The organism is Streptomyces mutabilis (genome assembly GCF_014649815.1).
Classification (GTDB): Bacteria; Actinomycetota; Actinomycetes; order Streptomycetales; family Streptomycetaceae; genus Streptomyces; species Streptomyces mutabilis.
In genome coordinates this window covers 1-13203 of the sequence record NZ_BMTT01000030.1, presented here as the reverse complement: position 1 = coordinate 13203, position 13203 = coordinate 1, and the positions used below count along the sequence as shown (strand labels likewise).

Annotated in this window: 11 protein-coding genes and 4 pseudogenes; 8 read left to right on the top strand and 7 right to left on the bottom strand. The window is 72.8% G+C overall.

Features of this window, described 5'->3' with window-relative positions:
* Window positions 1-11 precede the first annotated feature (11 nt).
* Window positions 12-1169 carry a CaiB/BaiF CoA transferase family protein gene (locus tag IE142_RS32455; RefSeq protein WP_191889044.1) on the bottom strand — a complete coding sequence of 386 codons (1158 nt, stop codon included), beginning with the start codon at window positions 1167-1169 and terminating at the stop codon, window positions 12-14.
* Window positions 1170-1408: 239 nt separating this feature from the next.
* On the opposite strand from IE142_RS32455, the gene IE142_RS32450 reads away from it, so the two are divergent.
* A complete protein-coding gene (locus tag IE142_RS32450) occupies window positions 1409-2587 on the top strand; it encodes a saccharopine dehydrogenase family protein (RefSeq protein ID WP_191889043.1) in 1179 nt (392 codons plus the stop codon).
* Window positions 2588-2685: 98 nt separating this feature from the next.
* On the opposite strand, the gene mmpA is transcribed toward IE142_RS32450, so the two are convergent.
* Window positions 2686-2835, bottom strand: coding sequence for a morphogenic membrane protein MmpA (gene mmpA, locus IE142_RS32445; protein WP_191889042.1), 150 nt, complete (start codon window positions 2833-2835; stop codon window positions 2686-2688).
* A 181-nt stretch (window positions 2836-3016) separates the two neighbouring features.
* Here mmpA and IE142_RS32440 point away from each other — a divergent pair, with 181 nt between their 5' ends.
* Window positions 3017-3211, top strand: coding sequence for a hypothetical protein (locus tag IE142_RS32440; RefSeq protein WP_100045571.1), 195 nt, complete (start codon window positions 3017-3019; stop codon window positions 3209-3211).
* Here IE142_RS32440 and IE142_RS32435 read toward each other — a convergent pair.
* Window positions 3199-3900: an endonuclease V gene (locus IE142_RS32435; RefSeq protein ID WP_191889041.1), complete on the bottom strand. Its 702-nt coding sequence runs from the start codon at window positions 3898-3900 to the stop codon at window positions 3199-3201. The two genes, IE142_RS32440 and IE142_RS32435, sit on opposite strands and share 13 nt — an antisense overlap.
* A gap of 39 nt (window positions 3901-3939) precedes the next feature.
* On the opposite strand from IE142_RS32435, the pseudogene IE142_RS32430 reads away from it, so the two are divergent.
* Window positions 3940-4238, top strand: a pseudogene (locus IE142_RS32430) (YciI family protein).
* A 12-nt stretch (window positions 4239-4250) separates the two neighbouring features.
* Here IE142_RS32430 and IE142_RS32425 read toward each other — a convergent pair.
* Entirely contained in the window at window positions 4251-4580 is a 330-nt protein-coding gene (locus IE142_RS32425) for a plasmid stabilization protein (protein ID WP_191889040.1), read from the bottom strand.
* Window positions 4581-4651: 71 nt separating this feature from the next.
* Window positions 4652-5228 (bottom strand): annotated as a pseudogene (locus tag IE142_RS32420) (WD40/YVTN/BNR-like repeat-containing protein); the annotation flags it as partial.
* 265 nt (window positions 5229-5493) lie between these two features.
* Between IE142_RS32420 and ssgD the strand changes: the two are divergent.
* A complete protein-coding gene (gene ssgD, locus IE142_RS32415) occupies window positions 5494-5910 on the top strand; it encodes a spore wall synthesis regulator SsgD (RefSeq protein WP_191889039.1) in 417 nt (138 codons plus the stop codon).
* Between the two features lie 46 nt (window positions 5911-5956).
* Here ssgD and IE142_RS32410 read toward each other — a convergent pair whose 3' ends face one another.
* Window positions 5957-6631 carry a GOLPH3/VPS74 family protein gene (locus IE142_RS32410; RefSeq protein WP_191889038.1) on the bottom strand — a complete coding sequence of 225 codons (675 nt, stop codon included), beginning with the start codon at window positions 6629-6631 and terminating at the stop codon, window positions 5957-5959.
* 337 nt (window positions 6632-6968) lie between these two features.
* Between IE142_RS32410 and IE142_RS32405 the strand changes: the two genes are divergently transcribed.
* From IE142_RS32405 to IE142_RS32390, 4 genes and pseudogenes are all read left to right on the top strand, one after another.
* Complete coding sequence (locus tag IE142_RS32405; protein WP_191889037.1) at window positions 6969-8591, top strand: ABC-F family ATP-binding cassette domain-containing protein; 1623 nt, start codon at window positions 6969-6971, stop codon at window positions 8589-8591.
* A 10-nt stretch (window positions 8592-8601) separates the two neighbouring features.
* Window positions 8602-11025: an ATP-binding cassette domain-containing protein gene (locus IE142_RS32400; protein WP_229831098.1), complete on the top strand. Its 2424-nt coding sequence runs from the start codon at window positions 8602-8604 to the stop codon at window positions 11023-11025.
* A pseudogene (locus IE142_RS32395) lies at window positions 10965-11108 on the top strand (N(G),N(G)-dimethylarginine dimethylaminohydrolase); the annotation flags it as partial. The gene IE142_RS32400 and the pseudogene IE142_RS32395, both read left to right, overlap by 61 nt.
* 113 nt (window positions 11109-11221) lie before the next feature.
* Window positions 11222-12196 carry an acyl-ACP desaturase gene (locus tag IE142_RS32390; protein WP_191889036.1) on the top strand — a complete coding sequence of 325 codons (975 nt, stop codon included), beginning with the start codon at window positions 11222-11224 and terminating at the stop codon, window positions 12194-12196.
* Window positions 12197-12525: 329 nt separating this feature from the next.
* Here the strand turns inward: IE142_RS32390 and IE142_RS32385 are convergent.
* A pseudogene (locus IE142_RS32385) lies at window positions 12526-13203 on the bottom strand (hypothetical protein); the annotation flags it as partial.

The window sequence follows — 13203 nt, the reverse complement described above, 5'->3', positions numbered from 1 at the left end:
TGGCAGGCCTTTCACTGAGGGTTTCGGGATGGGGCCGCGAGCCGGGGGACGTCCCAGTCACGGGCAACCGCGTCGGTGTCGGCGCCCGGCAGCGCGGGCCCGGTGCGGACGGTGGTGGGGGTCGCGGAGAAGCGGGGGGCGGGGGCGGGCTGGGTGATGCCGTCGTGGTCGGTGAAGGTGGAGCGGGCGGCGAGGTGCGGGTGGTGCGGGGCCTCACGCAGCGTCAGTACGGGCGCCGCGCAGGCGTCGGAGTTGGCGAAGACCGCCGTCCACTCGTCACGGGTACGGGACTTGAAACGGGCGGCGACGGCCTCGCGCAGCTCCGCCCAGCGGGCCATGTCGTCGCGGGCCGGCGCGTGCTCGGGGATGCCCAGGAGCTCCATGAACTCGGCGTAGAACCGGGGTTCCAGGGCGCCGACCGCCATGTACCGGCCGTCGGCGGTCTCATAGGTGCCGTAGAAGGGGCAGCCGCCGTCGAGGAGGTTGGCGCCGCGCAGGTCCTGCCAGGTGCCGGCGGCCAGCATGCCGTGGATCATCGAGGAGAGGTGGGCGGTGCCGTCCACGATGGCGGCGTCCACGACCTGTCCGGTGCCGGTCGCACGGGCGTGGTGCAGGGCGGCGAGGACACCGACGACCAGGTAGAGGGAGCCGCCCGCGTAGTCGCCGAGGAGGTTGGCCGGGACGGCCGGCGGCCGGTCGGGGACGCCGATCATGCCGAGGGCGCCGGTGAGCGCGATGTACCCGATGTCGTGCCCGGCGCGCCGGGCGAGCGGCCCGTCCTGGCCCCAGCCGGTCATGCGGCCGTAGACGAGGCGCGGGTTGCGGGCGCGGCAGTCGTCAGGGCCGACGCCGAGCCGTTCCGCGACACCGGGGCGGTAGCCCTCGATCAGCACGTCGGCGCGTTCGGCCAGGTCGAGGACGAGGGCGGGACCGTCGGGCGCCTTCAGGTCGACGACCACGGACCGCTTGTTGCGGTTGGTGACGTCATGGGCGGGGTCGATCGCGAGGCCCGGGCCGCCGGGACGGTCGACGCGGACGACGTCGGCGCCCAGATCGGCCAGGAGCATGGCGGCGAAGGGTCCCGGTCCGATGCCGGCCAGCTCGACCACTCGCACGCCGGTGAGCGGACCGTCGCCCGGCGGCCGCGTCTGCCTCTTCGCTTCCGACATCGAGCCCCCAGCTCCGCGATGCTCTGCTCTGATTCCGCTCTGCCACCTCTGTGACACGACTGATGTAACACCAGTGATGCTAAGAACGTGTTCCACTGGGCACAAGACCCGGGCGAGCAAGCGCTTAGCCCATTATGGGGCGACCCCTCTTCGGGCGGCAGTGCTCACGCTAGCCTCAGCCACCGGCCACGGCGCGTGCTGCGGGCCCAGGGGTTGCCGACGGGTGACGAAGGGGTGTCATGAACGGGCAGGACAAGGCCGACCGGCCGTACGACATCGTGCTCTTCGGGGCGACGGGATACGTCGGCGAGCTCACCGCGCGTTACCTCGCCGCGCACACGCCCGAGGGGCTGCGCTGGGCGATCGCCGGCCGCAGCGAGGAGAAACTGAACCGGCTGCGGGAACGGCTGACCGGCGCACCGGACGTGGGGGTGCTGCGCGCCGACGTGTCCGACCCGGGCTCGGTGCGCGAACTCGCCGGGCAGGCGCGCGTGGTGGCCACGACGGTGGGCCCGTACGTCCGGTACGGCGACGCGCTGGTCGGTGCGTGCGCTGAGGCCGGCGCCGACTACCTCGACCTCACCGGTGAGCCCGAGTTCGTGGACCTGACGTACGTCCGCCATGACGCGCGGGCGCGGGAGACCGGGGCGCGGCTGGTGCACGCCTGTGGATTCGACTCCGTTCCGCACGACCTCGGCGTGTACTTCACGGTCCGGCAGCTGCCCGAGGACGTGCCGCTGACCGTGGACGGCTACGTGAGCGTCGACGCCACCTTCTCCGGCGGAACGCTCGCGTCGGCGCTGGGCCAGTTCGCGCGCGGCCGGCAGCTGCGCGCCGCCGCTGCGGAGCGCCGGCGGCACGAGCCCCGGCTGGTGGGCCGCCGTGCGGTGACGCCGACGGGCGCGCCGAGGTTCGCCGGGGAGGTGGGGGCGTGGGCCCTGCCGCTGCCGACCGTGGACGCACAGATCGTGCGCCGCTCCGCGAAGGCCCTGGACCGCTACGGCCCCGACTTCCGCTACCGCCACTACGCGGCCGTCCGACGGCTGCCCGTCGCGGTGGGCGGCGTGGCGGCGGTGGGTGCGCTCGTGGCGGCGGCCCAGGTGCCGCCCGCGCGACGGTGGCTGTCGGCCCGGCTGGAGCCTGGTGACGGGCCGAGCCCGGAGAAGCGGGCGAAGAGCTGGTTCTCGGTCCGCTTCGTGGGCGAGGGCGGGGGCCGGAAGGTGTTCACCGAGGTCGCGGGCGGCGACCCCGGGTACGACGAGACGGCGAAGATGTTCGCCGAGGCCGCGCTCTCCCTCGCCCTCGACGACCTTCCCCCGACGGCGGGGCAGGTCACGACGGCGGTGGCGATGGGCGACGCGCTGACCGGGCGCCTGCGTGCCGCGGGCATCCGCTTCCGGGTGGCGGCCGACCGCTGACCGGCCCTTACGGGGCCGCCTCGATCGGGCTTCCTTACTGAACGGCCCGATCGGCCTCCTTCCGGGCGGTCCCGGTCGGTCCTCCTCCTGGGGCCGCCCTAGCCCGACCAGCCGACGATCGTGTAGATCATTCCGCCGGCCCAGGCCAGTCCCGCACCCACGGCGAGCACCAGCCCGGCGACCACCACCCGCTCAGTGGGCTGTGCGGGCCGGCGGGCGGGCTGCTCGGGTGTGCGGTGCGTCGTCATGCCGTCCAGCCTGCCGCCACCGCGACGCGGGCACATCCGTACGGGTACTCAGCCGACGGCTGAGCACCGGCGCGCGCCTGCCGTCCCACACGATTTGAGACTTTCGCCGCCGACGGGCGGCACCACGTGCGGCTGAGCACGGCAAGGTCCCAAGAAGGAGTTCAATGAAACCCTTGAAGGCATGAAGTTCCTTCTCGAAGTCACGATGGACGAGGGCGCGCTCGCCGAGGACCCCACGGCCGAGTTGCAGCGGATCCTGCGCTACTGGGGCGGCAACCTGACCCACTACGAACTGCGGCCCGGCGACGGATCGGTGATCTACGACTCGGCTTACCGGGAGGTGGGCCGCTGGAGCATCGAGGGTCAGGCCGAGTAGGTGGCCGCCCGCAGGGCCTCGCGGCACAGGGCGTCCGCCCTGCGGGTGGTTTCCGGCAGGCGGTACGCCTGGGCCAGCGCCAGGGTGTGGGCGCAGGCGTTGTCCAGGCTCACCCGATGGCCGACGGAGACGAAGACCGGCTTGACGCCGTCACGTGTGCGCACGGCCCGCCCGACCTCCTCGGCACCGTCCAGCAGCGGCGACGTGCTGCCGCGCGGTGCGTCCGGTTCGCCGTGGGTGAAGGTGAACGGGTTCTTGGCGACGCCGATCGTGGGCAGGCCGGTGAGCACTCCGAGGTGACTGGCGAGGCCGAATCGGCGCGGATGGGCCAGGCCGTAGCCGTCGCAGACGACCAGGCCGGGCGGGCAGGGCAGCGCGCCCAGGGCGGCGAGGACGGTCGGGATCTCGCGGAAGGCGAGCAGCCCCGGCACGTACGGGAAGGAGATCCGCCCGACGGCCGTGGCCTCCGCCACGAGAGTGAGGGTCGCGGCGTCGAGGACGACGGCCGCCGCCGCCACGACGTCGCGTTCGTCGTCGTAGGCGACATCCACGCCGGTCACCCGGCCGGTGCCGGACGGCGGGCCGGGCTCGTCGAGCACCACGCGGGCCCGCAGTTCGTCCTGGACGGCGCGGGCCCGCTCCTCGGTCGCGGGCCAGTCGGCGGGCGTCTGCGCGGTCACGGTCGTCATGGTGGCCGCAAGCCTACGGGAGCCACGAGGAGGCTCGCGATCGAGTTCGTACTGGAACTGTCCTGCACCGCCCCTCTGGAAGCCGTCGACGCCGTGCTGCCGGACCACGTGGCCTGGCTCGACGACCTGTACGAGCGGGGGGTGTTCCTGGCTCCGGGCGCAAGGAACCCCGCGACGGCGGAATGATCGTCGCCGTCGCGGAGGACCGTGCGCGGATCGAGGCGATCGCGGCGGGCGACCCCTTCGTCCGGGCGGGCGTGTGCGCCTACCGCGTCACCGAGTTCGTCGCCACGAAGACGGCGCCGGCACTGGCGCCCTACCAGGAGACGCTCGCCTAGGGGCGATGCGGCTCACTTGCCGAGCGCGTGCTGGAGCTCGCCCTTGTTCATGTTCGAACGGCCGCTGATGTCCCGGCGCTTGGCCTCCTGGTACAACTGGTCGTAGCTGGGCCCCTGGGGACCCTGCCGGTTCCCGGACCGCCGGCCGCCGCGCTTGCCCGGCGACTCGTCCCGCGTGGACGTCCGGCTCGCGGTCTTCGACTCGCCGGACTGCGCGCGCTCCTTGTTGACCGTCCGGGCCGCGATCTCCTTGGCGCGCTCGGCGCTCGCGCCACGGTCCTCGGCGCTGTCCTTGATGTGCTCGTACTGCCGCTCCCGCTTGGAGCTCGAACCGCGTGGCATGTCCGTTCACTCCTCTCACGTTCGGTGAACGGGTACCCACGTTACGGACGAACACCCTCCCCCGCGCGGCGTCAGCGCTCCAGCCGGGCGACCCGCCCCTGCTCGCCGGCCGCCCGACAGCCCAGGTCGGCGATGCATTCCACGGTGTCGTACGAGCCCGTGTCGACCGTCCGCCGGGTGCGGCCGCCGTCGGTGGTCCGCGCAGCCGCTCTCGGGGAGGTCCGGTCGGGGCGGAAGTCACCGCCGACCGCGAGGCCGTGGACGCGGTCGCGGAAGGCGAGGGCGAACACGCCCCGCGAGGCCGTGCCGGCGGTCGAAGAAGGTGAGGCAGTCGTAGAAGGCCCGCGGGTCGGTGTTGCGGAAGGACTCGGTCCAGGTGGCCCCGCCGTCGTCGGTGCGGTAGACGCGGGACGCCTCGCCCTCACCGATGGCCAGGACCACGGCCCGGCGGGCGTCGAACGCCTCGACGTCGTGGAACTCCAGCCGACCGGCGTCCGGTGGCGACACGTTCCGCCAGGTGTCGCCGCCGTCGGTGGTGCGCACGACGGTGCCTCGGGAGCCGGCTACCCAGGCGGTGTGCCTGCTGACGGCCGCGAGGCCGCGGAAGCGGACATCGGACGCCCCGGCGGCCCCGGTGTCCTGTACCTCGCATGCTTCCCGAGCGCCTCATGGCGGGCGAAGCCAGCCCACCGCTTCCACGCCGTCCAGAGGACCGGGGACGGCACGGCGCGTGCGCACGAGGAGCCCAAGTGCCGTGCGTGGCGCGCGAGGAGAGTCACGTCACTCCCGTGCATGAACGCGGTGACAGAGGTCACTCGCTCATCGTGTGCACGGATTGGCTGATTCCGTCGTCTCTTCAAGTGCCCGGCCCTACCACCCCCCGCCCGTCCAGCCGTCACGAGGGAGCAAGGCGTTGTCCACCGTCATCGAACAGCCGGTCGAGGCGCGTCTCGTCGCCGCCGCGCCGCGTATGCCGAGCATTCCCGCCACGCTGAGCTACGACCGCGGCGACCCGTTCGCCGTCCGCATGACCTTCCCGGCCCCGGCCACCCTCGAAGGCGTGGAAGTGTGCTGGACGTTCTCCCGCGAGCTGCTCATCTCGGGCATGCAGGAGCCGGACGGCCACGGCGACGTGCGCGTGCGGCCGTACGGGTACGACCGGACCGTCCTGGAGTTCCACGCACCCGAGGGCACCGCCGTGATCCACGTCCGCTCGGGCGAGCTGCGTCGGTTCCTGCAGGCCACCAGCGAGCTGGTGCCGGTGGGTCTTGAGCACCTCCAGCTGGACCTGGACCACGACCTGGCCGAGCTCATGCGCGGCACCTGCTGAGAACACCCCGGGGCCGCCCGCCCCAGGTGGCCCGCCCCGGACCCCCTCAGCCGCCGCCCGACGAGGCCACGGTGTCCGCCGTCTGAGCACGCAACGCGCCCGCCACCTCGGCCAGGATCTTCCGCAGGCCGGGCGCCGACGCCGCGCCGCGCTCGGTCAGCTCGGCGATCCGGGCCTCTCCGCCCGCGCCGGCCCCGGCGAGCGCGACGGTGCGCGGTTCCGCGGCTGCCGCCAGTACGGCCACGGCCACGTCCCGCTCGGGGACCTCACCGGCCGGCACCGCCCCCTCCAGGACGGAGCGCGTCCGCGCACGGAGAGTCCAACCCGCAGCCGGGCACGCCAGGACGTACTCCACGGACGGGAAGACGCCGAGTATTCGCTTCTTCTCGGCACGCAGGTGGCCTTCGGTCACCAGCTGCTCCCGGACGGCGTCGAAGGTGACCCGGGCGTACCGCCGCACCCAGGTCCGCCACCGGTGCGGCATGGACTCGCGGACGAGTTCCAGCAGCCCGTCCAGGACGGCGTCCCCGGTGCGGGAGTCGAGGTCGACAGGGGTGGCGACGCCGTCTTCGTCGGTGAGCAGACCTCGTCGTGCCAGCTCGACGAGGGCGCCCGCGCGCACGAGGTGGTGGACCCGGGCCGTGTCGGTGGCGCCGGGCCGCGCGGGGTCCCAGGCCAGCAGGCAGAGCCGGGCCGGCAGTGAGAGCGAACCGTCGGGCACGGGGCCTCCCAGGGGCCGTGAGACCGGATCCACGAAATGGCGTTGACAGCCCGACCGGCCTCTTCTACGGTCTACAACGCTTCTGTTGCCGCCGATCGGAGAAGGACGTTGCTCGTCTGAGGTCCTGAGACACCGCGTCACACATGTCGACGTTCGTCACATGTGTACGCCGCGTGCGACCTCGGCGTTCGAGCCGTCCCTTGCGGAACAGGGCTTTTTCGTGCCTGTGCCCCGTACTCCTCGGGACCTCCTTCCCTCACCCGACGGCGGTCGCCGCCTCCCGGTGTCTCGATACGCGTTTGCCCCTGACCGCTTCGAGCAACCGCGGAGACCCCGTATGTCTATTTCGATCACCTGTACGTCCCTCTCCTTCGCCTGGCCCGACGGCACCCCCGTCTTCGAGGGACTGGACACCTCCTTCGGCCCCGGCAGGACCGGCCTCGTCGGCGTCAACGGGTCGGGAAAGTCCACCCTGCTGAAGTTGATCGCCGGGCGACTCGCCCCGGCCGACGGCGCCGTCCGCGTGGCCGGCGAGGTCGGCTACCTGCCGCAGAACGTCACGCTCGACACCGCGCTGCGGGTCGACGAGGCGCTCGGCATCGCCGAGCGACGGACCGCGCTTCACGCCATCGAGGCCGGTGACGTGGCCGAGGAGCACTTCGAGACCGTCGACGACGACTGGGACGTCGAGGAACGCGCCCTCGCCGCGCTAGGTGAACTCGGGCTCGGCCATGTGGGTCTCGACCGCACCGTCGGCGAGGTCTCGGGCGGCGAGTCGGTGCTGCTGCGGCTGGCCGCGCTGCTGCTGCGCCGGCCCGACGTCCTGCTCCTGGACGAGCCGACCAACAACCTCGACCTGTACGCGCGCAGGCGGCTGTACGCGGCCGTCGAGTCCTGGCCGGGCGTGCTGGTCGTGGTCAGCCACGACCGGGAAGTGCTGGACCTCGTCGACCAGATCGCCGACCTGCGGTCCGGGCGGATCACCTGGTACGGCGGCAACTTCACGGCGTACGAGGAGGCGCTGGCCGTCGAGCAGGAGGCCGCCGAGCGGATGGTGCGCGTCGCCGAGTCGGACCTGCGCAGGCAGAAGCGCGAGCTGACCGAGGCCCAGGTCGCGCTGGCCCGGCGCAAGCGGTACGGGCAGAAGATGTACGACACCAAGCGCGAGCCGCGGGCGGTGATGAAGCTGCGCAAACGCTCGGCGCAGGAGTCGGCGGGCAAGTACCGCGTCATGCACGAGGGGAAGCTGGCCGAGGCCAAGGAGCGGCTCGACGACGCGGTGGAGGCCGTGCGGGACGACGACGAGATCCGCGTCGACCTGCCGTACACGGCCGTGCCACCGGGCCGGGCCGTGCTCACCCTGCGGGACCTGGAGCTGCGGTACGGGGCCCGGGTGGGCGGTTTCGACCTGCACGGTCCCGAGCGGATCGCGCTGATCGGCCGCAACGGCGCCGGCAAGACCACGCTGCTGCGGACCGTGGCCGGTGAGCTGGAACCGGTGGCGGGCGAGGCGACGGCGCACGTGCCGTTGCGGTTCCTGCCGCAGCGTCTCGACGTCCTCGACGGCGAGCTGACCGTCGCCGGGAACGTGGCCCGGTTCGCGCCGGGCGCCACCCACAACCGGATCCGGGCGCGGCTGGCGCGGTTCCTGTTCCGGGGCGCCCGCGCGGACCGGCAGGCGTCCACGCTGTCCGGCGGAGAACGCTTCCGGGCGGCGCTGGCCGCGCTGATGCTGGCGGAGCCCGCGCCGCAGCTGCTGATGCTGGACGAGCCCACGAACAACCTGGACGTGGCGAGCGTCCGGCAGCTCACCACGGCGCTGGAGTCGTACGAGGGGGCGCTGATCGTGGCCAGCCACGACATGCCGTTCCTGGAGTCGATCGGCATCACCCGGTGGCTGCTGATGGAGGGGGGAGACCTGCGGGAAATGACGTCAGGAGCTGTCGGGTATCCCGCCTAGCGTCGCCCGCGTGAGCGATTTCATCACCATCACCGGAGCCAGGGAGAACAACCTCCAGGACGTCACCCTTCGCATCCCGAAGGGCCGGCTGACCGTGTTCACCGGCGTTTCGGGGTCGGGGAAGTCGTCGGTCGTGTTCGACACGATCGCGGTCGAGTCGCAGCGCCAGTTGAACGAGACGTTCACCTGGTTCGTCCGCAACCGGCTGCCCAAGTACGAACGCCCGCACGCGGACGCCTTGGAGGACCTCTCCCCCGCGATCGTCGTGGACCAGCGGCCGGTCGGCGGCCACTCCCGCTCCACCGTCGGCACCATGACCGACATCCACTCGGTGCTTCGGGTGCTGTTCTCGCGGCACGGCACGCCCAGCGCCGGGGCGGCGACGGCCTACTCGTTCAACGACCCGTCGGGCATGTGCCCCGGCTGCGACGGCCTGGGCCGCACGGTGCGGCCCGACTGGAACCGCATCCTCGACCCGGGCAGGTCGCTGGCGCAGGGGGCGGTCCGCTTCCCGCCGTTCGCGGCCGGGACCTGGCAGGGGCAGGCGTACACCAACACCGACGAGCTGGACCCGGACAAGCCGGTCGGCGACTTCACGGACGACGAGCGGGCGTTCCTGATGCGCGGCCGGCCCGGCAGCAAGGTCACCGTCAACGGCACGGGCGGCACCTGGACGACCGAGTACGAAGGGCTCGCCGACCGCTTCGAGCGGCTGTACCTGAAGCGGGACCTGTCGACGATGAGCGAGAAGACCCGGAACCTGGTGCGGGAGTTCCTGGTCGAGGGCAGTTGTCCGGACTGCGGCGGCGCCCGGCTCAACGCGGCGGCGCTCGCGACCCGGATCGACGGGCACTCCATCGCCGACTGTTCCCGCATGCAGGTCACCGACCTGATCGCCGTACTCAAGGGGATCGACGACCCGGTGGCCCGGCCGGTCGCCGCTGCCGCCGTGGCCGCGCTGGAGCGCATCGAGACGATCGGCCTCGGCTACCTCAGTCTCGACCGGGAGACCTCCACTCTGTCCGGGGGCGAGGGGCAGCGGTTGAAGACCGTGCGGCACCTGGGCTCCAGCCTGACCGGGATGACGTACATCTTCGACGAGCCCAGCGTGGGACTGCACCCGCGGGACGTCGGGCGCCTCGGCGACCTGCTGCTGCGGCTGCGCGACAAGGGGAACACCGTGCTGGTCGTCGAGCACGACCCGGACGTCATCGCGCTGGCGGACCACGTCGTCGACATGGGGCCGCGGGCGGGCGCGGACGGCGGCCGGGTGGTGTTCGAGGGCACCCCGGGCGAACTGTCCGCGGCGGACACGCTCACCGGCCGCTGCCTCCGGCGCCGTACGACGGTGAAGGCGGACCCGCGTACGCCGACCGGCGAGCTGTGGGTGAAGGGCGCCGACCGGCACAACCTGCGGGACGTGACGGTCGCCTTCCCGACCGGGGTGCTGACGGCGGTCACCGGGGTCGCCGGGTCGGGCAAGAGCACGCTGGTCGCGGAACTCGTCGCCGCCCACCCGGACGCCGTGGTCGTCGACCAGTCGGCGCTCGGCGTCTCGGCACGCTCCACCCCGGCGACGTACCTCGGGATCATGGACACGGTGCGGAAGATCTTCGCGCGGGAGACGGGCGCCGAGCCGGGGTCCTTCAGCTTCAACTCGGCGGGGGCGTGCGGCACCTGCGAGGGACGAGGCATCATCTACACGGACCTGGCCTTCATGGACCCGGTGACCACGACGTGCGGCGACTGCGAGGGCCGGCGCTTCCGGGAGGAGGTGCTGCGGCTGACGGTCGACGGCCGCTCCGTCGCAGACGTGCTGGCGATGACCGCCGGCCAGGCCCTGGACTTCTTCACCGACTCGGGCGTACGGCGGCGGTTGCGGGCCCTGCGCGACGTCGGCCTCACGTACCTCACGCTCGGGCAGCCGCTGTCCACGCTGTCGGGCGGCGAACGCCAGCGCATCAAACTGGCCACCCGGTTGCACCGCACCGGTGCCGTGTACGTCCTGGACGAACCGACCACCGGGCTGCACATGTCGGACGTCGAGGGTCTGCTCGCCCTGCTGGACCGGCTGGTCGACACCGGCAACACCGTCGTGGTCGTCGAGCACAACCTGGACGTGGTGGCGCACGCCGACCGGGTGATCGACCTCGGCCCGGACGGGGGCCGGGACGGCGGCCGGGTGATCTTCGAGGGCACCCCGCGAGATCTGCTCGCGGCCCGGGACTCCAGCACCGCGGAGCATCTCAGGAGGGCCACGGGACACTGGCGGGGGTTCCGTCCGCGCGGGCCCGCCCTGCATGATGGCCAGCCGGCGCCGCGACACGGGCGCCGGACAGCCAACACCGATTCGGAGACCCCGGAGACCCCCTCGTGCCCAGCAAGAAGGCCCTCGTCCGCCGCCCGAGCCCCCGCCTGGCCGAGGGGCTGGTGACCCACATCGATCGCCAGCGGGTCGATCACGGCCTCGCCGTCGAGCAGTGGGAGGCGTACGTCGAGGCGCTGCGCGCGCACGGCTAACCTACGCTCTCGTAACCTACGGTTTCGTAGCCTACGATTCCGTAGGTTCCATCCGCCGGCCCCGCTCGCCGGTAGCTTTCCGCTCTGTCGCACGTCCCCTGGAGTTATTCGTGACGATCGTCTCCCCGCACCTCGGCAGTTCCGCCGAATGGACCGACGCCCGGCTGCTGTACGCGCTCGAGGAAGTCGTCGAGAAGGAACTGAACCGGCATCTCAAGGTCGCCAAGGACTGGATGCCGCACGAGTACGTGCCGTGGACCGACGGCCGCAACTTCCCGGGCCTCTTCGAGGACGGCGAGGCCTGGCAGAAGGACCAGTCGAAGGTCACCGAGATCGGGCGCATCGCCCTCGTGGTGAACCTGCTGACCGAGGACAACCTCCCCAGCTACCACCACGAGATCGCCAGCCTCTTCGGCCGCGACGGCGCCTGGGGCACCTGGGTGCACCGCTGGACCGCCGAGGAGGGCCGGCACGGCATCGTGATGCGCGACTACCTGCTCGCCTCGCGCGCGGTCGACCCCGACAAGCTGGAGCAGTTCCGCATGGCCCACATGAGCGAGGGCTTCGAGTCGGACAACCGGCACTCGATGCTGCACTCGGTGGCCTACGTCGCCTTCCAGGAACTGGCCACCCGCATCTCGCACCGCAACACCGGTCACCAGTCCGGCGACCCGGTCTGCGACCGCATGCTGACCCGCATCGCGACCGACGAGAACCTGCACATGGTCTTCTACCGGAACCTGCTGAAGGCCGCCTTCGAGCTCGCGCCCGACCTCACCATGCAGGCGGTGCGGGACGTGGTCGTGAACTTCCGGATGCCCGGCCACGGCATGCCCGGCTTCGAGCGGGCCGCCGCGCAGATGGCGATCGGCGAGGTCTACAACCTGCGCATCCACCACGACGACGTGATCCAGCCCGTGCTGCGTTTTTTGAAGATCATGGAGATCGACGGCCTCGGCCCGGAGGGACAGCAGGCGCAGGAGGAGCTGGGACTGTACATGAGCGGGCTGGACTCGGAGGCCGCCAAGTTCGACGAGAAGCTGGCGGCGCGCAAGGCCCGGATGGCGGCCCGGGCGGCGGGCTGACCCACCCGCCTCCCCGCGCGTGACCACACCCGGCCGCCGGGCCGTCAGGGCATGCCTCGACGGCCGCTGTCACGCGAAGCGGCCGTCGCCCGTCCCGCCCGCCCGGTTGCCGCTCCGTAAGCGGTCACGCCCTCGACGGTCGCCGTCACACGCAGGCCACTGGCGCCGGTGGCCGGCGCCCAGGACGCCCGACGGCAGCCCGGGCGGCGAGTCGGCCCCGACCGCTTCCCCACCGCCCGAGCCGTCGCGGGCGGTGGTGCGTCGGCCGCCGTCGCTCGTGGGCCGGAACGGAACGCAGGTCGTAGGCGGCGGGGCGGGTCGGTTCGCCGTCACTCGCGGGCCGTCGTTTCCTCCAGTGCCGCGTCCCGTACGTCGGGGACCGGGTGGCGGCGCAGGGCCCGCAGCCGTTCGCGCCACGGTTGCGGCCAGTCCTCGCGGTCGCCCAGCGCGCCGGTGACCGCGACGGCCATCAGTCCCTCGGCGTGTCCGCCGTGCCCGGCCAGTGTCGCGGCCTCGACGCGCAGTGCCTCGGCGTCTCCGGGCTGTTCCCGGCTCTCCAACCGGCCGCGCACGGTGTCGGCGACCCGTGCGGCGAGTGCGGGGCGGCCGGGACCGGCCAGGGCGGTCAGCCGGTCCAGGCGCGGCGGTACGGCGGCCAGGTCGACGCAGGCGGCCGCGAGCACGGCGGCCTGGGCGGCGTGGACGTCGTACGCACCGAGGAGTTCGGCCGCCGCCAGTGCGGCCGGGCGGCGGGCGGCACCGGCACCGGCACCGGGGCCGAACCCGCCGAGCTGCTCCGCGAGGAACACGACGCGCTGCCGGGCCGGGCGGTCGCGCCGCTCCCCCGCGTCGTCCTCGTCGGCCGTCGATCCGGCGAGTGTGCGCAGGGCGTCGAGGAGCGCGGCCAGACCGTGCGGTGCGCCGGACGCCGCCTCGATGAGGGCGCTCGCCGCCGAGCGCCACGTCTCGCGGTTCGCGAGGTCCGTGACGGCCGCGGCCAGCGCCCC